The organism is Naumannella halotolerans (assembly GCF_004364645.1).
GTDB classification, from domain to species: Bacteria; Actinomycetota; Actinomycetes; order Propionibacteriales; family Propionibacteriaceae; genus Naumannella; species Naumannella halotolerans.
In genome coordinates this window covers 1174856-1195517 of the sequence record NZ_SOAW01000001.1, presented here as the reverse complement: position 1 = coordinate 1195517, position 20662 = coordinate 1174856, and the positions used below count along the sequence as shown (strand labels likewise).

At 69.0% G+C, this 20662-nt stretch carries 18 protein-coding genes; 16 read left to right on the top strand and 2 right to left on the bottom strand.

Annotated features, from left to right (window positions below; genetic code table 11):
• Positions 1-11: 11 nt before the first annotated feature.
• The 8 genes from aspS to CLV29_RS05540 all read left to right on the top strand — a co-directional run bounded on the left by aspS (position 12) and on the right by CLV29_RS05540 (position 9098).
• Complete coding sequence (gene aspS, locus CLV29_RS05575) at positions 12-1886, top strand: aspartate--tRNA ligase (RefSeq protein WP_133754004.1); 1875 nt, start codon at positions 12-14, stop codon at positions 1884-1886.
• A 221-nt stretch (positions 1887-2107) separates the two neighbouring features.
• Positions 2108-2746, top strand: coding sequence for an alpha/beta hydrolase (locus CLV29_RS05570; RefSeq protein ID WP_166649142.1), 639 nt, complete (start codon positions 2108-2110; stop codon positions 2744-2746).
• Positions 2743-4104, top strand: coding sequence for a replication-associated recombination protein A (locus CLV29_RS05565; protein WP_133754002.1), 1362 nt, complete (start codon positions 2743-2745; stop codon positions 4102-4104). The genes CLV29_RS05570 and CLV29_RS05565 overlap by 4 nt, the downstream gene beginning before the upstream one ends.
• 126 nt (positions 4105-4230) lie before the next feature.
• Entirely contained in the window at positions 4231-6231 is a 2001-nt protein-coding gene (locus tag CLV29_RS05560) for an acyltransferase family protein (protein WP_133754001.1), read from the top strand.
• A gap of 10 nt (positions 6232-6241) precedes the next feature.
• Positions 6242-6688: a DUF948 domain-containing protein gene (locus CLV29_RS05555; RefSeq protein ID WP_243831747.1), complete on the top strand. Its 447-nt coding sequence runs from the start codon at positions 6242-6244 to the stop codon at positions 6686-6688.
• Positions 6685-6969, top strand: coding sequence for a hypothetical protein (locus CLV29_RS05550; protein ID WP_133754000.1), 285 nt, complete (start codon positions 6685-6687; stop codon positions 6967-6969). The genes CLV29_RS05555 and CLV29_RS05550 overlap by 4 nt, the downstream gene beginning before the upstream one ends.
• 184 nt (positions 6970-7153) lie before the next feature.
• Positions 7154-8302: a TerC family protein gene (locus CLV29_RS05545; RefSeq protein WP_133753999.1), complete on the top strand. Its 1149-nt coding sequence runs from the start codon at positions 7154-7156 to the stop codon at positions 8300-8302.
• Positions 8303-8309: 7 nt separating this feature from the next.
• Complete coding sequence (locus CLV29_RS05540; RefSeq protein ID WP_133753998.1) at positions 8310-9098, top strand: TspO/MBR family protein; 789 nt, start codon at positions 8310-8312, stop codon at positions 9096-9098.
• Positions 9099-9181: 83 nt separating this feature from the next.
• Here the strand turns inward: CLV29_RS05540 and CLV29_RS05535 are convergent, their stop codons facing one another.
• Positions 9182-10381: a cysteine desulfurase-like protein gene (locus CLV29_RS05535; protein WP_133753997.1), complete on the bottom strand. Its 1200-nt coding sequence runs from the start codon at positions 10379-10381 to the stop codon at positions 9182-9184.
• 194 nt (positions 10382-10575) lie between these two features.
• On the opposite strand from CLV29_RS05535, the gene alaS reads away from it, so the two are divergent.
• The 7 genes from alaS to aroB all read left to right on the top strand — a co-directional run bounded on the left by alaS (position 10576) and on the right by aroB (position 18643).
• Entirely contained in the window at positions 10576-13263 is a 2688-nt protein-coding gene (gene alaS / locus CLV29_RS05530) for an alanine--tRNA ligase (RefSeq protein WP_133753996.1), read from the top strand.
• An 11-nt stretch (positions 13264-13274) separates the two neighbouring features.
• Positions 13275-13775 carry a Holliday junction resolvase RuvX gene (gene ruvX / locus CLV29_RS05525; protein WP_133753995.1) on the top strand — a complete coding sequence of 167 codons (501 nt, stop codon included), beginning with the start codon at positions 13275-13277 and terminating at the stop codon, positions 13773-13775.
• Positions 13772-14923: an endolytic transglycosylase MltG gene (gene mltG, locus CLV29_RS05520; protein ID WP_166649141.1), complete on the top strand. Its 1152-nt coding sequence runs from the start codon at positions 13772-13774 to the stop codon at positions 14921-14923. The genes ruvX and mltG overlap by 4 nt, the downstream gene beginning before the upstream one ends.
• A gap of 19 nt (positions 14924-14942) precedes the next feature.
• On the top strand, positions 14943-15758 hold the full coding sequence (locus CLV29_RS05515) for a shikimate dehydrogenase (RefSeq protein WP_166649140.1): 816 nt from the start codon (positions 14943-14945) through the stop codon (positions 15756-15758).
• A gap of 64 nt (positions 15759-15822) precedes the next feature.
• Entirely contained in the window at positions 15823-17025 is a 1203-nt protein-coding gene (gene aroC / locus CLV29_RS05510; protein ID WP_133753992.1) for a chorismate synthase, read from the top strand.
• A 32-nt stretch (positions 17026-17057) separates the two neighbouring features.
• Positions 17058-17567: a shikimate kinase gene (locus tag CLV29_RS05505; RefSeq protein ID WP_243831871.1), complete on the top strand. Its 510-nt coding sequence runs from the start codon at positions 17058-17060 to the stop codon at positions 17565-17567.
• A complete protein-coding gene (gene aroB, locus CLV29_RS05500) occupies positions 17564-18643 on the top strand; it encodes a 3-dehydroquinate synthase (protein ID WP_133753990.1) in 1080 nt (359 codons plus the stop codon). Before CLV29_RS05505 ends, aroB begins: the two co-directional genes overlap by 4 nt.
• Before the next feature lie 160 nt (positions 18644-18803).
• Here aroB and CLV29_RS05495 read toward each other — a convergent pair whose 3' ends face one another.
• The gene (locus tag CLV29_RS05495) at positions 18804-19466 is read right to left on the bottom strand and encodes a pentapeptide repeat-containing protein (RefSeq protein ID WP_166649139.1); all 663 of its coding nucleotides are present in this window, start codon (positions 19464-19466) and stop codon (positions 18804-18806) included.
• 611 nt (positions 19467-20077) lie between these two features.
• Between CLV29_RS05495 and CLV29_RS05490 the strand changes: the two genes are divergently transcribed.
• Positions 20078-20506 (top strand): hypothetical protein, encoded by a 429-nt coding sequence (locus tag CLV29_RS05490; protein WP_133753988.1) that lies wholly within the window; start codon positions 20078-20080, stop codon positions 20504-20506.
• Positions 20507-20662 lie beyond the last annotated feature (156 nt).

Genomic DNA, 20662 nt, shown 5'->3' with positions numbered 1-20662 from the left:
TAGCCGTACCCGTGATCCGTACCCATGATGCAGGAACCCTTCGCGCCTCCGATGCCGGAACCACCGTCACCCTCGCCGGGTGGGTGGCCCGCCGCCGAGATCACGGGGGAGTGGCCTTCCTCGACCTCCGTGACGTCTCCGGCATCGCCCAGGTCGTCGTCCGTGACGAGGTGCTGGAGGCCTCCGGTGCGCACGACCTCCGCAACGAGTACGTGATCAAGGTGACCGGAGTGGTCGAGCTGCGGCCCGAGGGCAATGCCAACCCCGACCTGCCGACCGGTGAGATCGAGGTGGTCACCAGCGAGCTGACCGTGCTCAACCCGTCCGCGCCGCTGCCGTTCCAGATCGACGACCGTTCCGGGGTGGGCGAGGAGACGCGGTTGAAGTACCGCTATCTCGACCTGCGCCGCAAATCCGCCGGGGACGCGCTGCGCCTGCGTTCGGCGGTGAACAAGATGGCCCGGCAGGTGCTCGACGCCCACCACTTCACCGAGATCGAGACCCCCACGCTGACCCGTTCCACCCCCGAGGGTGCCCGGGACTTCGTCGTACCCGCACGGCTCTCCCCGGGATCGTGGTACGCGTTGCCGCAGAGCCCGCAGCTGTTCAAGCAGCTGCTGATGGTCGCCGGGATGGAGCGCTACTACCAGATCGCGCGCTGCTATCGGGACGAGGACTTCCGGGCGGATCGGCAGCCCGAGTTCACCCAGCTCGACATCGAGATGAGCTTCGTCGACCAGGACGACGTGATCGCCCTCGGTGAGGAGATCACGGCGGCCCTGTGGACCCTGATCGGGGTGGAGCTGCCGCGGCCGTTCCCGCGGATCACCTACCGCGATGCCATGGATCGCTACGGTTCGGACAAACCGGACCTGCGCTTCGGCAACGAACTCACCGAGGTCACCGAGTACTTCGCCGACACCCCGTTCCGGGTGTTCCAGGCCGAGTACGTCGGCGCCGTGGTGATGCCCGGGGGAGGCTCGCTGCCCCGCCGGCAGTTCGACGCCTGGCAGGAATGGGCCCGTCAGCGCGGGGCCAAGGGCCTGGCCTATGTCACGGTCGCCGAGGACGGCACGCTGGGCGGTCCGGTGGCGAAGAACATCACCGAGGCCGAGCGTGAGGGCCTGGCAGCTCAGGTCGGGGCGAAACCCGGTGACGCGATCTTCTTCGGTGCCGGGGAGCGACCCTCCTCCCAGGAGTTGCTCGGCGCGGCCCGGGTGGAGATCGCCCGCCGTACCGACATGATCGATCCCGATGCCTGGGCCTTCTGCTGGGTGGTCGATGCGCCGCTGTTCGAGCCTGCTGCGCAGGCTGTGGCCGCCGGCGACGTGGCCGTCGGTGAGGGTGCGTGGACCGCGGTGCACCATGCCTTCACCTCGCCGAAGCCGGAATGGATCGACAGCTTCGACACCGACCCCGGTCACGCCCTGGCCTATGCCTACGACCTGGTCTGCAATGGAAACGAGATCGGCGGCGGCTCCATCCGTATCCACTCCCGAGAAGTGCAGGAGCGGGTGTTCAAGGTGATGGGGCTGAGCGCGGAGGAGGCCCAGGAGAAGTTCGGCTTCCTGCTGGAGGCCTTCGCCTACGGCGCACCGCCGCACGGCGGGATCGCCTTCGGCTGGGACCGGGTGGTGCAGTTGCTGAACGGCAACGACTCGATCCGCGACGTGATCGCCTTCCCCAAGTCCGGTGGCGGGTTCGACCCGCTGACCGGTGCACCCGCCCCGATCACCGCCCAGCAGCGCAAGGAGGCCGGTGTCGACGCCAAGCCCCAGCGCAAGGGCGACGACGCCCCCGCTGCGCCCGGACCGGGCGTGGCCGGGGAGAAGTCGCCGGAGCGGGCAGGAGCCGATCAGGCCGACCCGGCGACCCCGAAGTCCTGACCCCTCTCCCATCCGTTCCGCAGCACACGCATCACCTCTCCCATCCGTTCCGCAGCACACGCATCAATAGGTACGCCAGAAGTGCCGATCCTGCGGAACGGATGAGGAGACGAAGGTGCTGGTATGGCGCGGGGATGGGGACCCGAGCCGGGAGATGACGACCCGACCCGAGCCGGGGCATGACGACAGGAGAGTCGCGGTATGACGACAGGAACCCGAGCATGACGACACCGGAGACCGGCGAGGACTGGACCGTCGCCTGGTCGGCGCCGCTGCAGCCCGACGACCACTTGGTGGTGCTGTTGCACGGGTTCGGCGCCGACGAGAACGACCTGCTGTCGCTGGCCCCGCACCTTCCCGCCGGTACGGTCCTGGCCTGCCCGCGGGCACCGGTGCAACTGCCCTGGGGCGGGCGTGCCTGGTACCCGCTGCAGTTGAGCCAGACCGGGGTGGTCGACGAACCGGGTTACGCCACGGCCGCGGCACAGAACGCGGCGACCCTGAACCGATGGCTGGAGGGGCTCTCGGCCGAGCGGGTCAGCGTCGGCGGGTTCTCCCAGGGCTCGAGTGTCGCGCTGGCGGCCATGGCCCAGCGGCCCACGGCGGCCGCGGATTGGATCGTGCTGTCGGGCTTCGCCGTACCCACCGGTCGGGAGGCGCCGCCGGAGGCACCCCTGCCGCGGGTCTTCTGGGGCCGCGGTGATGCCGACCCGATGATCCCGCAGCGCTGGATCGAATCCACCGCACGGTGGTTGGACGGCCGGGCGGAGCTGACCGCCAAGGTCTACCCGGGGCTGGCGCATTCGATCGACGGCCGGGTGATCACCGACCTGAACGCCTTCCTCCAGAGTCCTGCATGAGCGAGGACCTGTTCGGCAATTCCACCCCGGAGCCGGTACGCAGCGGCCCCCGGGGCGGGAGCCTGGACGCCGATCACGACCGGCTGCCGTTGGCGGTACGGATGCGCCCGCGTTCGGTCGACGAGATCCTCGGCCAGCAGCATCTGTTGGCTCCCGGGGCGCCGTTGCGCCGCCTGGCTTCGGGCGACACGGCGATGTCGGTCTTCCTCTGGGGGCCGCCGGGGGTGGGCAAGACGACCATCGCCAGCGTGGTCTCCCGCAGCGCGAAGTCGAAGTTCGTCGAGGTGTCGGCCGTCACCGCCGGGGTGAAGGAGGTACGGCAGATCCTCGACACCGCCCGGGCGGACCTGGCCCGGGGCGAGCCGACCGTGCTCTTCGTCGACGAGGTGCACCGGTTCTCCAAGGCGCAACAGGATGTGCTGCTGCCGGCGGTGGAGAACCGGATCGTCACCCTGATCGCCGCCACCACCGAGAACCCCAGCTTCTCGGTGATCTCCCCGCTGCTCTCCCGGTCGTTGCTGCTGACCCTGAAACCGCTGACCGATGACGACATCGGAGCGCTGATCGATCGTGCTGTCAGCGATTCCCGGGGACTGGACGGCCGGTTCGAGCTGACCGGGGAGGCCCGGGAGACGCTGTTGCGGATGGCCGGTGGCGATGCGCGGCGGGCCTTGACCTTCCTCGAGGAGTCCGCCGCCGGGGCTGCTGCCGACGGTCTGGAGCAGATCACCACCGAGGTGATCGAATCGGCGATCGACGTCGTGGCCGTGCGCTACGACAAGGACGGCGACCAGCACTACGACGTGATCAGTGCCTTCATCAAGTCGATCCGCGGCTCCGATGTGCAGGCCGCCTTGCACTACCTGGCGCGGATGCTGGTGGCCGGCGAGGATCCCCGGTTCGTCGCCCGGCGGCTGATGATCTCGGCCTCGGAGGACATCGGGATGGCCGACCCGACGATTCTGCCGCTGTGTGTGGCCGCGGCGCAGACGGTGCAGCTGATCGGGATGCCGGAGGCCCGGATCCCCCTCGCCCAGGCCACTGTCGCCTGTGCCCTGGCGCCGAAGTCGAATGCGGCCTACCTGGCCCTGGACGAGGCGATCGCCGATGTCCGGGCCGGCCGGATCGGGCAGGTCCCGCCGCATCTTCGCGATGCCCATTACGCAGGCGCGGAGAAGTTGGGCCACGGCCAGGGTTATCTCTACGCCCATGACGCCCCGCACGGTGTGGCGGCGCAGCAGTACCTGCCCGACGAGCTGAGCGATGCCCGCTACTACCGGCCGACCGACCACGGTCGGGAGGCGGCGATGGCCGAACGGTTGCGTGCGCTGGACCAGCTGCTGGGCCGCGTCCGTTAGACTGGTCGACCGAACCGGATCGCGCTGCCTGCCCAAGGTCGGCTGCAGGGCGCGTCGAGGCCCTTCCCCTGTGGTGCCCGCCGGTCCGGAACAGGAGCAACCGTCCGACACCAGGAGCACACCAGTATGGGATTCCGCAGCGAGGTCCATGGCGTCCGCGCCGTGGCGATCGCGCTGGTCGTGTTGCACCATGTCTGGTTCGGTCGCATCTCCGGTGGTATCGACGCCTTCCTGCTGATCGGTGCCTTCCTGCTCACCGGCAGTTTCCTGCGCCGACATGAGCGGGGTCAGGACCCCGCTCCGGTCCGGGTGCTGGCCGGACGGCTGGTACGACTGATCCCGCCGGCTGCGGTGACCATCGCCGCCGTGGTCGCCCTCACCCCATGGCTGCTGCCCGGGACCTTGTGGGCCACGGTCTGGAACCAGGCCGTCGCGTCGCTGACGTTCCGCAACAACTTCGTCCTGATCGACTCCGCGGTCGACTACTACGCCGGGGCCTCGGAACTGGCGAGTCCGCTGCAGCACTTCTGGTCGCTGTCGATCCAGGGACAGGTGATCATCGCCTTCTGCCTCGGGCTGGGTCTGCTGACCCGGGTACGCGACCCGCGGGCGATGCGCTGGCTGGTGACGGCCGCCTTCGGCGTGCTGCTGGTCGCCTCCTTCGGCTACGGGGTCTGGTTCACCGCACAGAACCCGACGGTTGCCTACTTCTCCACCGCCGCGCGCTTGTGGGAGTTCGCCCTGGGTGGCCTGCTGGCGATCCTGGTCGACCGGATCCGGTTGGGCGCCCGTACCGCGGCCGTGGTCGGCACCGCCGGCCTGGCGGTGCTGATCGGTGCGGCCTTCGTGCTGCCGCTGGACGTGCGCTATCCGGGCGTCGTGGCCCTGGTCCCGACCCTGGCCACCGTGGCGGTGATCGTCTCCGAGGGTGGTGTCGGGTTCACTCGGCGGTTCCTGCAGAGCGCGCCGCTGACCTGGCTGGCCGACCGTTCCTACGGGTTGTTCCTGTGGCACTGGCCGCTGTTGATCTTCTGGCTCAGCCTCAGCCATCGGCCCCAGGCCGGGGTGCTGGACGGTGCCGCGGTGATCGCAGCGGCGCTGGCGCTGGCCCACCTGACCCACCGTTTCGTGGAGGTACCGGTCAAGCGGTGGCATCCGCAGGCGGTACGGATGCCGAAGTGGATCGGGCAGACCGTACTGGCCGGCGTAGCGATGGTGCTGGTGGTCGGGCTCGTCTTCAGCCTGCAGCGCTGGGACGATGCCGAGGCGAGCCGGGCAGCCGCGCAGCCGGCTTCGGCCAACCCGGGGGCGCGGGCACTGCAGGCCGATTATGCCAACCCCGAGGAGTACGACGGGGTGCTGCTGCCGCTGCCCAGCCGGTTGGATCAGGAATGGGCCCCCGACATCGAGGTGTGTCCCGACTTCTACTACCCCGAGCCGGTGAACGCCCGCTGCAAGCTGTACGAACCCGAGGGCGGGGCCAATGCCACCGTCGCGGTGGTCGGCAGCTCCCATGCCGCCCAATGGGTGGGTGCACTGCTGCCCCTGGCCACCGAGCACGGCTGGCGGCTGCTGCAGCTGGAGATGGCCGACTGCGAGTTCCGGGGCGAACTCGACGAGGCCGCCGAGGACTGCCGGGCCTTCAACGAGGCCGCCACGGCCAAGGTGATCGACGAGGACGCCGATGTGGTGCTGACCGTCGCCACCCGCTCGGCCTGGGACGGGCCGGAGGAGATCTTGGTGCCCGGGTACGCCGACGCGGTGCAGCCCTGGCAGGAGGCCGGGATCGACGTGGTCGCCCTGCGGGACAACCCGCGCTGGTTGACCAACCCGCCCGAATGCCTGGCCCGCAACGCCGACGCCCCCGGTGTCTGTGCCGCGCCGCTGGGCGACAAGCTGGCCGAGGAGTCCCCGCTCACCGAACTCGCTGCCGTGCCCGGGGTGACGCGCATGGACCTGACCTTCCTGCTCTGTCCCGACGATGCCTGTCAGGCAGCGATCGGCAATGTCGGGGTTTATCTGGACGGCCACCACATCTCCCGTACCTACCTCGAATCGGCAGTTCCGCAGTTCGAACGGGAATGGTTCGCCGCCACCGGTTGGGGCGAAACCGGTCCGGCTCGCTAGTCTCGGCCTCATGACTTTGACCTTGGGCGGAATCGCCGGGCTCCTCGCCGCGATCGCTTTGCTGATCCTGGTCGGCTTCCTGGCCGTACCGCTGTACAAGCTGGGCAAGCTGTTCGACGCGATGAAGGAGACCGTGGACGAGCTCGGTGAGGAATCCGTGCCGATCCTCACCGAGTTGCAGGGGACCGTGCAGGCCACCAATGTCGAACTGACCAAGGTCGCGGTGGTCACCGACGACGCGTCCAAGCTGTCGGGCAGTGTCAGCACGATCGCTGAGAACGGTGCGCAGTTGTCGAACCTGCTGACCACCTCCATCGGCGGTCCGATCATCCGGGTCACCGCCTTCGTCCAGGGCTTGAAGATGGCGGCCGGGAAACGCCGGGGGAGCAGCTCGGGAAGCGGCGGTCGCCGCGACCGTGCCACCACCGTGCAGCGCAGCGATCTGGAGACCCGGTGATCCGCAATGTGATCCTGTTCACCCTCGGTGCGGTCACCGGGGTGCTGCTGTTCCGCTGGTTGCTGCGCAAGTTCGATGAGCTGGTCGCCCAGGCCCGGCCTGATGCGATCGTCAGCCGGGTCGCCCGGAGCGCGCAGAATGCCGGCGACCAGGTGGCCGACTTCATCGACGACGTCCGGGTGAACACCCGGCGCCGCGAATCAGAGCTTCGCGCCGAACTGGGTATGGCGCCGGTGCTGGACCCCGACGAGGTCGTTCCGCAGGCGCGTCGCCAGGCCTGAGCGCTGACCCGGGCCGGGTTTTCCTCGGCCCGATGGCACTGCGGCGAGGTGTCCGGCGCAGCGCTGCGCCAGCCGCCGGATCGGTGCGACATTCGGTGCCGACGGGCATCTTCTGACAGAATGTGCCGGACCGATTCGGCACTTGTTCCCCAGCCCTGCCGGTCGTGACGAGAGGAATCAGAACGTGGCTTTCGCGAACTCCTTCGCCCCACTGTGGGTGATCGGCCTGGTCGTCGGCGTGACCATCGTGGTGCTCATCTTCGATGTGATGGTGCTCGGTCGCCGGCCCCACGTGCCGTCGAACAAGGAGACCGGGATCGCCCTCGGTGTCTACATCAGCGCTGCCTTGCTGTTCGGTGTCTATGTCTGGTTCGCCGGCAGTTCACAGCTCGCTGTCGAGTACTACGCCGGCTGGCTGACCGAGTACTCGTTGTCGATCGACAACCTCTTCGTCTTCATCATCATCATGACCAAGCTGGGCGTGCCGCGGAAGTACCAGCAGTTCGCCCTGCTGGTCGGCATCGTCATCGCCCTGGTCCTGCGGGCGATCTTCATCCTCGTCGGCGCCCAGGCGATCAACCAGTGGTCGTGGGTGTTCTACCTCTTCGGCGCCTTCCTGATCTACACCGCGGTGAAGCTGGCGATGGAGAACATCGGCGGTCATGATGACGACGAGGACGAGGTTCCGGCAGTGGTCAGCTTCGTGCAGAAGCGGCTGCCGTTCACCGAGTCCTGGGACCACGGGACCAAGCTGCGGGTGGTGGAGAACGGCAAGAAGGTCTTCACCCCGATGATGATCGTGATCATCGCGCTCGGCCTGACCGACCTGCTTTTCGCCCTGGACTCGATCCCGGCGATCTTCGGTCTGACCCAAGACCCGTTCCTGGTGCTGATGGCCAACATCTTCGCCCTGATGGGTCTGCGGCAGCTCTACTTCCTGATCGGTGGTCTGCTGCAGAAGCTGGTCTACCTGGGCATCGGCCTGTCGGTGCTGCTGGCCTTCATCGGCGTGAAGTTGATCTTCCACGCGATGCACCTGAACGAACTGCCGTTCATCAACGGCGGCGAGCACATCGAATGGGCACCTGACATCCCGATCTCGGTGTCGCTCGGCGTGATCATCGGCATCCTGACCATCACCACCATCGCCAGCCTGATCAAGAGCCGCTCCGATGCCCGCAAGGAAGCAGCGGCCGGAGGCTCGGGCGCGACGGCCGGTACGACCGACCGCAACGACGACGGCGCCGGATGGCCCACCATGACCGACGACGACCGGACCGAGGGAACGCATCACGCCGGCGGTACCCATCCGAACGACCACGAGGACCGCTGAGCTCTCCGTGACGCCGAACCGAAGCGACCGGACCCGCCAACTGGTCGTCACCGTCAGCGAGGTTGCCTGCATCCTCGGCACCCTGGTGGGTACCGGGGTGATCGGCACCCGCGTCGCCGAATCCTCCGGTGGTGCGCTGTCCGCCGACGCAACCTTGTTGGCGCCGGCCGGACCGGCCTTCTCGATCTGGTCGGTGATCTACCTCGGGCTCGCCGCCTACACTGTCTGGCAGTGGTTCCCGTCGGTGGCGGTACGCCCGCGGGTGCGCCGCACCGGTTACCTGGTGGCGACCAGCATGCTGCTGAATGCGACCTGGCTGCTGGTCACCCAGCAGGGATGGATCTGGCTCAGCGTGGTCGTGATCCTCGCCCTGGCGATCGTCCTCGGCCTGATCCTGCAGGCGTTGGCGAAACAGCCACCGCACGGCCGCGAGGAGCAGATCGTGCTGGACGGGACGATCGGCCTGTACACCGGCTGGGTCTCGGTCGCGGCCTTCGCCAATGTGGCCGCCGCCGGCACCAGCTCCGGTCTGCAACCACCCGCGGCGACCTGGGTGGCCTCGGCGGTGCTGCTGCTGGTGATCGGGCTGGCCTGGTTCATCTCCCGCCGGACCGGAACCCGGTGGACCGTCGCCCTGGCGATGGCCTGGGGCCTGGGCTGGTTGGCCTTCGGTCGCCTGACCGGCGAGCCGGAATCGGCGCTGGTCGGTGTGACCGCGGTGGCAGTTGCCCTCGGCGTGCTGGCAGTCACCCTGCTCGGTGGGCGCCGGTCGCAGGCCCGTACCGCGCTCGCCTGAGGGCTCCTGCTCGTAGGACGTTCCCGCGGAGTTGTCCCCGGCGGTGTGATCCCGGCCGAGGAATCGCCGCGATCGCTTCGCAGTCAGACGAGTTCGTGCAGGGCGGTCAGCAGCCGGTCCACCTCGGCGTCGTCGTTGTAGGGGGCAAGACCGACCCGGATCCCGGCCGGCTTGCCGGTGTTGAGCGCGCGGAAGGTCTCGTAGGCGTAGAAGTCACCGGCCGGGGCCAGGATGTCGCGCTGCTGCAGGCTCCGGTACACCTGTTCGGCCTCGGTGCGCCGGAGGGTGAAGAACAGCGTCGGGGTACGGTCGGCGGCGACCGAGTGCAGCGTGATCGAATCCCCGAGCTCGGCCAGCCCCTGCTCGATCCGCCGGCGCAGCGCCAGTTCGTGGTCATCGATCGACTGCTCGGCGGCGAGGATCCGTTCCCGACGCGAACCGTCGACCGGACTCAGCGAGGCGATGAAGTCGATCGCCGCCGTTGCCCCGGCCATGATCTCGTACGGCAGGGTGCCGAACTCGAAACGCTCCGGCACCAGATCGGTCGACGGCAGCAACTTGTCCGGGGTGATCGTCTGCAACAGGGCCGGATCGGCGATCAGTGCCGCACAGTGCGGACCGAAGAACTTGTAGGGCGAGCAGACGAAGAAGTCGGCGCCCAGGGCGGCGACATCGACCGCCGCGTGGGCGGTGTAATGGACCCCGTCGACCCAGACCAGGGCGCCGACCGCATGGGCCCGGGCGGCGACGCGCGCCACCGCCGGCTTCGTGCCGAGAAGGTTCGACGCGGCGGTCAGGGCGACCAGCCTGGTCCGCTCGCCGATCACCTCCTCCAGCGCGGACAGGTCCAGGTCCGCGGTGGCCGGGTCCAGGCGCAGCCAGTGAACGGTCGCACCGACCGCCTCGGCGGCCTGGATCCAGGGACGGACATTGGAGTCGTGGTCGAGCTGGCTGACCACGATCTCGTCCCCGGGCCGCCAGCCCTTCGCCAGATGCCGGGAGAAGTCGTAGACGATCTGCGTCGCCGACCGCCCGTACACCACACCCTCGGGCACACCCCCGAGCAGATCCGCCACCGCCGCGCGGAAGGCGCCGACCGCGGCGGTGGCATTGTCCTCGCTGGCGGTGCCCGTTCCCCGGTTGGACAACGGGCCGGTGAGGGTCTTCGCGATCGCCTCGCCGACGATCGCCGGGGTCTGCGTACCTCCGGGGCCGTCGAAATGGGCGATACCGGAGGCGAGGGAGGGGAACTGGTCGCGGATCGCGGCGACGTCGAGGCTCATGGACGGTCCTTCGGGATACGGATCGACAATGCGGTACGGGGGTGCAGAGGTGACGATACGACCACCGGGCCGTTCGCGGTGAGCGGGTCGGCCGCCGGGTATCGCAGTGGCGGATCCGGGTGCCTTCGACGGTAGTCTGGACGCCGGTCGTGCACCCACGACCACAGCATGGACCCGACCCAGACAGGACCGCGATGAAAACGGCCGACATCCGGCGTACCTTCCTCGACTTCTACGTCCGCAACGGACACAGCGAGGTGCCCTCGGCGCCGCTGGTGCACCCGGATCCGACGCTGCTGTTCGTCAACGCCGGTATGGTCCCGTTCAAGCCGTTCTTCACCGGCGAGGAGACCGCGCCGTGGGAGCGCGCGACCAGTTCGCAGAAGTGCGTGCGGACCCTCGACATCGAAGAGGTCGGCAAGACCACCCGGCACGGCACCTTCTTCCAGATGCTGGGCAACTTCTCCTTCGGCGACTACTTCAAGGAACAGGCGATCCGGTTCGCCCATGAGCTGATCACCACCGGCCAGGACGAGGGCGGGCTGGGTTTCGATCCCGCGGACATCTGGGTGACCGTGCTGGGGCCCGGACACCATCCCGACTTCCCCGACGGCGACACCGAGGCGATCAGGTACTGGCAGCAGGTCGGCGTCCCGACCGAGCGGATCCAAGGCCGCGGGCTGGAGGACAACTTCTGGAACATGGGTGTGCCCGGTCCGGGCGGACCGTGCTCGGAGATCTACATCGATCGCGGACCGGAGTACGGCGTCGACGGCGGCCCGGCGGCCGATGAGGACCGGTTCCTGGAGATCTGGAACCTGGTCTTCATGTCCGAGGAACTGTCCGCGGTGCGTTCCAAGGCCGATTTCGACATCGCCCACCCGCTGCCGAGGAAGAACATCGACACCGGGATGGGCCTGGAGCGGGTGGCCTACCTGCTGCAGGGTGTCGACAACATGTACGAGATCGACGAGATCTTCCCGGTGCTCGACGCCGCCGCCGACCTGGCCGGCAAGAACTACGGCGACAACCATGACGACGATGTGCAGTTGCGGGTGGTCGCCGACCATGTGCGGTCCTCGTTGATGCTGTTGACCGACGGTGTCCGGCCCGGCAACGAGGCCCGCGAATACGTCCTGCGGCGGCTGCTGCGCCGGGCGGTACGGGCGATGCGGCTGCTCGGGGTCAGCCAGCCGGTGCTGCCGACCCTGCTGCCGATCTCGAAGGAGTTGATGGGTGCCTCCTGGCCGGAGGTGCTGGAGAACTGGGAGTCCACCTCGGCGGCGGCCTATGCCGAGGAGGAGGCGTTCGCCCGTACCCTCGCCGCGGGTACGCAGATCCTGAACACCGAGGCAGCGAAGGTGAAGGCCTCCGGTGCCGACACCATCGCCGGCGGTCCGGCCTTCCAGTTGCACGACACCTACGGCTTCCCGATCGACCTGACCCTGGAGATGGCAGCCGAACAGGGCCTGAAGGTCGACACCGCGGCGTTCCGGTCGCTGATGACCGAACAGCGCGACCGGGCGAAGGCCGATGCCCGGGCGAAGAAGGGGCTCACCACCTCCACCGAGGCGTACCGGTTGCTGCGCGCCGACGGGGAGAGCTTCTTCACCGGTTACTCCGAACTGGCCGAGGAGACCAGCATCCGCGGGCTGATCCGCGACGGTGCCGTGGTCGAGGTGGCCCGGCCGGGGGAGACCGTCGAGGTGGTGCTGGCCGAGACCCCGTTCTATCCCGAGAGCGGCGGTCAGGACTCCGATGCCGGTGTGTTGCGGATCGGCGGGGTGGACCAGAAGGTGATCGACGTGCAGCGTCCGGTGCCCGGACTGATCGTGCACAAGATCGTCGTCGAGGGGATCGAACTGCACGCCGGTCAGCGGGTGGCGGCGTTGGTCGACAGCCACTACCGCCGCGGTGCCTGTATGGCGCACACCGCCACCCATGTGATCCACGCGGCGCTGCGGGAGACCCTCGGCGAGGGAGCGACCCAGGCCGGTTCGTACAACCGGCCCGGTTACCTGCGCTTCGACTTCCGTTCCAACCAGGCGCTGAGCCATGACCTGCGCGAACACATCGAGGGACGCTCGGCCGAGGCGATCGGCGACGACTTCGCCGTCACCGCGACCGAGATGGGACTCGACGATGCCAAGGCACTGGGTGCGATGGCGATGTTCGGCGAGAAGTACGGCGAGCGGGTACGGATGGTCGAGCTCGACGGCGCCTGGTCGCGGGAGCTGTGCGGCGGCACCCATGTCGCCCACACCTCGCAGATCGGGCTGCTCACACTCACCGGTGAGTCCTCGGTCGGTGCGGGGGTCCGCCGGGTGGAGGCGCTGGTCGGGCGCGACGCCTTCGACCGGCTGGCCGCCGAACGCAGCCTGGTGATGACCCTGTCCGACACCCTGAAGGTGCAACCGGATCAGCTCACCGACCGGGTGCAACGGATGGTCACCCAGCTGCGGGATGCGGAGAAGCAGATCGCCGCCCTGCAGGCGGAGAAGAACCGCGCCGGGATCGGCAGCTATGTCGAGTCCGCCCACGACATGTGGGGTGTGGCCTTCATCGCCCAGCAGACCGAGGTGGCCGCCGGTGACCTGCGTACCCTCGCCCAGGAGGTACGCGACCGACTCGGCGACCGTCCCGGGGTGGTGGCGCTGATCGGCGGTACGCAGGCCAAGCCGACGCTGGTCGTGGCGGTCAACGCCGGGGCACGCGAGCGGGGCCTGGAGGCCGGCAAGCTGGTCGGTATCGGCGCGGCCGAGCTCGGCGGCAAGGGCGGCGGCAAGCCGGACCTGGCCCAGGGCGGTGGCACCGATGCCGCGAAGGCACCGGAGGCGTTGAAGGCCATCGAGTACGCCGTCGGCCACGTGCTGCAGTCCTGAACGGCGACCGGATGCGGATCGGCAGACGACTCGGCATCGACTGGGGTGAGGCCCGGATCGGTGTCGCCGCGTGCGACCCGGCAGGGACCATGTCCTTCCCGGTGCAGACCGTACCGGCCGGGGACCGGGCACTGGCGCAACTGCTGGACATCGTCGCCGAGTACGAACCGATCGAGATCGTGGTCGGGCTGCCGCGCTCGCTCTCCGGGGGTGAGGGGCCGGCGGCCGCGCGGATCCGGGATCATGCGGCGGCCCTGGCCGTGGCCGTGGCGAATTCGGGGGTCGGGTCCGATGTTCGGGTACGTTTGGTCGACGAGCGGCTGACCACCGTCAGCGCCTCGCGCATGTTGTCCGGCCAGGGCCGCAGCGCGAAGCGTCAACGATCGGTGATCGACCAGGCCGCAGCAGTGGCGATTCTCGACAATGCGCTCGACGCCGAGCGTGGCACCGGCACACCGCCGGGCGAGGAACTGAGGGTTCGGCAACCGCCGAGCGGGGAGGCTGGCGCGTGAGCGATCATCTCGACACCAGACCGTCCGAGCGTGCGCGGGAGGAGTTCTCCGAGCCGCCGAAGGGATTCAACCTGCGCAATCTCGCCTATCACGGCAAGAGCGCTGCGGCGGTGATCGTGGCCCTGGTGGTGCTGGTCGGCGGCGGCTGGTTCGCCCTGTCCACCGTGCAGAGCCAACTGCGGGAGGCGTTGACCTCCGAGGACTACCTGGGACCCGGCGAGGAGGAGATCCTGATCGAGGTGCCGAGCGGGGCAGGGGTCAGCGAGATCGGGTCGATCCTGGTCGAGCACGATGTGATCCGCTCCACCGACGCCTGGAGCGACGCGGTCAACGCGGCCGAGGAGGAGGTCAACCTGCAGGCCGGCTGGTACCAGATGCTGACCCAGATGAGTGCCGAACAGGCCCTGGACCGGATGCTCGACCCGAACGCCCTGGACCAGGAGAAGGTGACGGTTCGCGAGGCGCTGCGCCTGGAGGAGCAGTACGAGGAGATCTCCGAGGCGACCGACTTCTCCGTCGAGGAACTGGAGGCCGCCGGTGCCGACGGTGAGGCCTACGGCCTGTCGCCGTGGGCCGAGGGCAATCCCGAGGGGTTCCTGTTCCCCGACACCTACAACGTGCAGACCGCCGCCGGCCCGATCCCGGTCCTGTCGGCGATGGCGACCCAGTTCGAGTCGGTGGCCGACGATGTGGAGTTGGAGAAGAGGGCTGAGGAACTCGGCTACACCCCGCGCGAACTCGTCGTCGTCGCCTCCATCATCGAAGCCGAGGTACGTCGCGACGAGGACCGGCCGAAGGTCGCCCGGGTGCTCTACAACCGCCTGGAGCAGGGGATGCCCCTGCAGTTGGACACCACCGTCAAGTACGCGAATGGTGTTCGTGGCAACTCTCAGACCACCGAGGAGGAGCGCAAGTTCGACTCCCCGTACAACACCTACCTGTACGAGGGGCTCCCGCCGGGCCCGATCGGCGCGCCGGGCAAGTCCGGCCTGGAGGCCGCGGCGAATCCGGCCGACGGCAACTGGTTGTACTTCGTGGCCGTCGACCTGGAGACCGGTGAGACGAAGTTCGCCGACGACGCCGCCGGTCACCAGGCCAATGTCGAGGAGTACCGGCAGTGGTGCTGGGACAACCAGGGCAAGTGCTGATCCACGCCGGTGGCGTGGCGTGAGCCGCCGATGTGCGGTGATCGGGTCGCCGATCGCGCACTCGTTGTCCCCGGCGATGCATCGCGCCGCCTATGCCGCGCTCGGCCTGGACTGGACCTATGAGGCGATCGAGGTACCGGCCGGTCGGGTCGCGGAGTTCGTCGCCGGGCTGGACGTGGCCTGGCGCGGGCTGAGCGTCACCATGCCGTTGAAACCGGAACTGCTGCAGTTGCCCCGGGCGGAGGTCAGCGACAATGCCCGCCGGGCCGGGGTGGGCAACACCGTGATCCTCGACGAGGATCGCCTGCGGGTCGACAACACCGACATCGGCGGATTCGGTCGGGCCCTGCAGCGCCGGCTGCCCGGGCACCGTTTCGCCGAGGCAGTGGTGGTCGGCAGCGGTGCCAGCGCCCGTTCGGCGATGATCGGCCTGGCCGATGCCGGGACCGAACGGATCTGGGTGACCGCCCGGTCGGCGCACAAGATCGTGGCCTTGGGCCCGTTGGCCGACGAACTGCGGGTCGACCTGCGTGAACTGCCCTGGGGCCAGCAGCCTCCGGACGCCGCCGAGCTGGTGATCTCGACCCTGCCCGGAGGCAGCCTCGACGACGCCCATGCCGCACTGCTGGCGAGGGTCCCGGTGCTCTTCGACATCAGTTACCACCCGTGGCCCAGCACCCTCGCCTACGCTGCCGCGGACGGCGTGACGGTGCTCGACGGGCTGGAGTTGCTGGCCGACCAGGCGGTACTGCAGTTGGAGCTGATGACCGGCCGCACGGTGCCCGCCGAGTTGTTGTCGGCCGCGGCGCGGGCCGAGCTGGCCGGGCGCGGTTGAGCCCGTGGCCGGATGCCCTGGACGCAAATGGGCAGGTCGGCCAAGCCGTGACAAACTGAGGCCCATGCTTCGTTGGATGACCGCGGGGGAGTCCCACGGTGAGTCGCTGCTGGCGACCATCGAGGGCCTGCCGGCACACATTTCGGTGACCACCCAGGAGATCTCGGCCGCCCTGGCCCGGCGGCGGTTGGGGTACGGCCGCGGCGCCCGGATGAAGTTCGAGGCCGACCGGGTACGGATGCTCGCCGGGATCGTCCACGGGCGTACCCTCGGCTCGCCGATCGCGATCGAGATCGGCAACACCGAATGGCCGAAGTGGGAGACCGTGATGTCACCCGACCCGGTCGATCCCGAACTGCTCGCCGCGCAGGCTCGCGGGGCGGCGCTGACCCGACCCCGGCCCGGACATGCCGACCTGGTCGGCATGCAGAAGTACGCCCACACCGAGGCCCGCCCGATCCTGGAGCGCGCCTCGGCCCGGGAGACCGCTGCCCGGGTGGCCCTCGGCACGGTCGCGGCGAACTTCCTCCGGCAGGTGCTGGGGATCGAGATCGTCTCCCATGTGGTGGAGTTCGGGCCGATCCGGGCCAACCCGCCGCGGCTTCCCGGTGCCGAGGACCTGGCCACGATCGACGCCGACCCGGTCCGCTGTTTCGACCCCGAGGCCTCGGCGGCGATGGTCGCCGAGATCGACGCCTGCCAGAAGGCCGGGGACACCATGGGCGGTGTCGTCGAGGTGGTCGCCTGGGGTGTGCCGCCGGGCCTGGGCTCCCACATCCAGGGGGACCGGCGGCTGGACGCCAAGCTGGCCGGTGCGTTGATGGGCATCCAGGCGATCAAGGGCGTCGAGATCGGCGACGGGTTCGAACTGGCCCGACTCCGCGGTTCGCAGGCCCACGACGAGATCCTGCCCACCCACCCCGGGGTGCAGCGCGCCTCCGGCCATGCCGGTGGCACCGAGGGTGGTATGTCGACCGGGGAGGCGCTGCGCGTCCGGGCGGCGATGAAGCCCATCGCCACGGTGCCGCGCGCACTGCGTACCCTCGACACCGCCACCGGTGAACAGGCCAAGGCCCATCATCAGCGCAGTGATGTCACCGCCGTCCCGGCCGCCGGTGTGGTGGCCGAGGCGATGGTGGCGCTGGTGCTGGCCGAGGCGGTGCTGGACAAGTTCGGCGGCGACTCGGTGGCCGAGACCCGGCGCAATGCCGAGGCCTACCTGGCAGAGATCGCCGAGCGCGGGCTCGCGGTCACCCCCGGACGATGAGCGGTACCGAAGTCTCGGCGGAGCAGGTCGGGATGCTGGTGCTGATCGGTGCCCCCGGCGCCGGGAAGTCGACGGTCGGGCGGCGGCTGGCGAACCGTCTGTCCCTGCCCTTCGTCGACGTCGACCAGTTGATCGAGCAGACCAGCGGGCGGGAGATCGCCGACATCTTCGCCACCGACGGTGAGGCGACCTTCCGGGAGTTGGAGCGTGCGGCCACCGTCGCGGCACTGGCTGGGAGTGAGGAGCAGGTGGTCTCCCTGGGGGGCGGGGCACCGATGACCGAGGCGATCGCCGAGGCGCTGGCACCGCACCATGTGGTGTGGCTGAAGGTCAGTCCCGGGGCCGCCGCGGATCGGGTCGGCCTGAACGTCGCCCGGCCGTTGCTGCTGGGGAATGTGCGCAGCCGACTGGTCAGCCTGCTGAACGCACGGACGCCGACCTACCAGCGGTTGGCCGATCACGTGGTCGAAACCGATGATCATGGCGCCGACGACATCGTGGAGTTGATCATCGAACACCGACGGGAGCTCGAACGCCGATGAGCACGATCGAGGTGAGCGCCGAAAGGCCTTATGCGGTACGGATCGCCGCCGGTGCGTTGACCGAGCTGCCGGAGCTTCTCGAAGGTGGCGAGCGGGTGGCGATCCTGCATCCGCCGGTGCTGGCGGATCGGGCGAGAGCCCTGGCCGCGGAACTGCCGGCCACGGTGAGCCTGCTGCAGGTACCGGATGCCGAGGCGGCGAAGACTCCGCAGGTGCTGGCCCGGTGCTGGGACCGGCTGGCAGCCGACGGGTTCACCCGCTCCGACGCGGTGGTCGGTTTCGGCGGTGGCGCCACCACCGACCTCGCCGGTTTCGTCGCCGCCACCTGGTTGCGCGGGGTGCGGCTGGTCACCGTACCGACGACCGTGCTCGGGATGGTCGACGCCGCGGTCGGCGGGAAGACCGGGATCAACATCAGTGCCGGGAAGAACCTGGTCGGCGCCTTCCACGAGCCGGCCGGGGTGCTGTGCGACCTGGACCTGCTGCCCACACTGCCACCGGCCGATCTTCGTGCCGGCATGGCCGAGGTGATCAAGTGCGGCTTCATCGCCGACCCGCAGATCCTGGAGCTGATCGAGGCCGATCCTCTGCAGGCACTCGATCCCCGGGGTGCAGCACTCGCGGAGTTGATCACCCGTGGGATCGGGGTGAAGGCGACGGTCGTCTCCGGTGATCTGCGGGAGAGCACCTCGGTCGGCCGGGTCACCGGCCGGGAACTGCTGAACTACGGGCACACCCTGGGTCATGCGATCGAGCGGGCCAGTGGTTACCGCTGGCGTCACGGTGAGGCGATCTCGGTGGGCATGGCCTTCGCCGCCGAGCTGTCCCACGGTCTGGGCCTGATCGACGAGACCCTGGTGCAACGCCACTTCGATCTCCTGGCCGGCTTCGAGCTGCCGACCAGTGCTGCGGAATTCGACTTCGCCGAGTTGCGACAGGCGATGTCGCTGGACAAGAAGACCCGCGGGTCGATGCTGCGGTTCGTCCTGCTGGACGGTCTGGCCAGCGCCCGGATCGTCTCCGGACCGCCGGAGGATGCGTTGGTCGCGGCCTGGCAGCGGCTCGGGCGTCGCTGATCTCGTTGTCGCTGCTGAGCGGCCCGGCGGGACCGAGTGGTTGCCGCTGGTCACCCCGGTAGCGTCGATCGGTGGTCGCGGGCCTGCTCGGGCGTCGCTGATCGCCGTCGTGGCGGTGATCGTGGGTCGGTCGCCCGCGAACACAATCCGGCCGCCCGGATCAATCCTCGGTCGGCCCGAGCAGGGTGATCCCCAGGGCGTCCGCGAGCTGGCCGGCGAGACCGATCAGGTCATCGGTGGCGATCCGCGTACCCGCCAACGCGGTGACCCCGGCCAGGCCGTCGAGGCGGCAGTGACGGAAGGTCACCCGATTCAGCTCCGCCGCTCGCAGGATGGCGGCCGACAGGTCGCAGTTGTCGAACACCACGTCGGTCAGCTTCGCCTCGGAGAAATCGACCCCGGCGAGTCGGCAGCCGTTGAATCGTGCCCGGACCAGGGTGGACTGACGGAAGTTGGCGAACTCGGCCAGGCTGTTGTCGGCGGTCAGGTCCTCCACCCGGCAGCCGGCCAGCGAGAGCCCGGTCGCCCGGACGTCGGCGAACCGGATCCGCCGCAGCCCCGACTCCACGAGGTGGGTGTTGGCGACATCCGCGCCGACCAACTGCAGATCGGTCCACTGGGTCCGGTACCAGTGCGAATCGGCCAGGCTGCCGGCCTGCAGATCGATCCGTAGCAGTTCGACGAACTCGGTGTCGGTCGCCGCCCAGTAGGCATCGGCGAGACGACGATCGGTGAGGACCAGATCGGAGGACAGGGCCGGCGGATCAACGGATTCGAGATCATCCAGTCGTGGTTTCGCCGGAGCGCGCGGCACAGTCGACATGAGCCGAAGGTTAGCGACCCGTACCGACTCCCGAGACCTGGCTCCGGCTCCCAGCACGCGATTCTTGGCCCCGATCAGTGCCCGCGTTTTCTGCCGCGACGCCTGGCCCCGTTGCTCTGCCGCGACGCCTGGTCCCGTTGCTCTGCCGCGGCGACCGGCCCGGTTGCTGGCTCGGCGACTGGCGCAGTGCTCTGGAGCGGCGACCGGCCCAGTGCTCTGGAGCGCCGACCGCCCCGCGCCGACGAAAACGCAGTCCCCGTTCGTCATCCGTTCCGCAGGTTTCGCACCTCAGGGCGGGTCATGGGTGCAGGTGCTGCGGAACAGTTGAGTGGGTAGGCGTACCCGCCGGATCTGGTGCTCGGTTGATGGCGATTGATGTCCGGGGTGGTCGTAAGAAGACATCTGAGTGGTGTGGCAACAAGACAAACGTCACACTCGATCAGCAGAGACGCTCCAGCGTGCCGCTCTTCGCCGGAATCGGCGATCGAGTGTGACGTTTGTCTTATTGCTGACCCGGCTTCACCCGGCATGCCGTAGCGAGGGTCGGGGGTTTGTACTGCCCGCGTTCCCCTACGCGTGCACATGTACCCGCCGAGGATGAGAGCCACGCCATGACGACCATCACCGGTGACTGGACGCCGTACCTGGTCGCCCGGCCAACCGAAGGACGAAGCATCCCCCAGCGATACTTCGAGCAGCAGCAGGCCAGGGCGAAGGCGCCGACCTTCAAGGGCACCAGGGCGGGCGTTCGAGCCGCGCTCGGCGAGCCGACGCGGACCAGTGACGACGACGGCTGGGAGCTGTACGAGCTCGACGGCTACGTCGCACACTTCGAGCACGACGACGAGGGTGCCGGCCATTCGCGTGATGCGCGACCCCGCCAGCTGACGCCGCAAGCATGCGTCTTCGCTCGGCTGCACGACCTCGGCGGTTGTCTTCCGGTGCCCGGCGGTGGCCCACGACTCTTCCGCAGGTATCGCACTTCTGGGCGGGTGATAGGTGCAGTTGCTGTGGAACGGATGGGGCGGGGCTTGAGGTGATCATGGTGAGTCCCCAGACGCGCCGAGGGCCCCGGAACAGGGAGGTTCCAGGGCCCTCAGTGCGGATGCGGGTCAGTGCTCTGCGTGGCTGGCATCTGCACGAGGTCGGATCGGGCGGACTGACCGATCCACTGTGACACAGCCGCTACGACCCAG

What these genes read in the sequence shown, in the direction of transcription:
- CLV29_RS05495 (WP_166649139.1), bottom strand. Translation starts at nt 19,466, where the DNA reads ATGTCGACTGTGCCGCGCGCTCCGGCGAAACCACGACTGGATGATCTC.
- CLV29_RS05565 (WP_133754002.1), top strand. Translation starts at nt 2,743, where the DNA reads ATGAGCGAGGACCTGTTCGGCAATTCCACCCCGGAGCCGGTACGCAGC.
- aroB (WP_133753990.1), top strand. Translation starts at nt 17,564, where the DNA reads ATGAGCACGATCGAGGTGAGCGCCGAAAGGCCTTATGCGGTACGGATC.
- CLV29_RS05555 (WP_243831747.1), top strand. Translation starts at nt 6,242, where the DNA reads ATGACTTTGACCTTGGGCGGAATCGCCGGGCTCCTCGCCGCGATCGCT.
- CLV29_RS05490 (WP_133753988.1), top strand. Translation starts at nt 20,078, where the DNA reads ATGACGACCATCACCGGTGACTGGACGCCGTACCTGGTCGCCCGGCCA.
- CLV29_RS05535 (WP_133753997.1), bottom strand. Translation starts at nt 10,381, where the DNA reads ATGAGCCTCGACGTCGCCGCGATCCGCGACCAGTTCCCCTCCCTCGCC.
- alaS (WP_133753996.1), top strand. Translation starts at nt 10,576, where the DNA reads ATGAAAACGGCCGACATCCGGCGTACCTTCCTCGACTTCTACGTCCGC.
- CLV29_RS05505 (WP_243831871.1), top strand. Translation starts at nt 17,058, where the DNA reads ATGCTGGTGCTGATCGGTGCCCCCGGCGCCGGGAAGTCGACGGTCGGG.
- CLV29_RS05570 (WP_166649142.1), top strand. Translation starts at nt 2,108, where the DNA reads ATGACGACACCGGAGACCGGCGAGGACTGGACCGTCGCCTGGTCGGCG.
- CLV29_RS05560 (WP_133754001.1), top strand. Translation starts at nt 4,231, where the DNA reads ATGGGATTCCGCAGCGAGGTCCATGGCGTCCGCGCCGTGGCGATCGCG.
- ruvX (WP_133753995.1), top strand. Translation starts at nt 13,275, where the DNA reads ATGCGGATCGGCAGACGACTCGGCATCGACTGGGGTGAGGCCCGGATC.
- aroC (WP_133753992.1), top strand. Translation starts at nt 15,823, where the DNA reads ATGCTTCGTTGGATGACCGCGGGGGAGTCCCACGGTGAGTCGCTGCTG.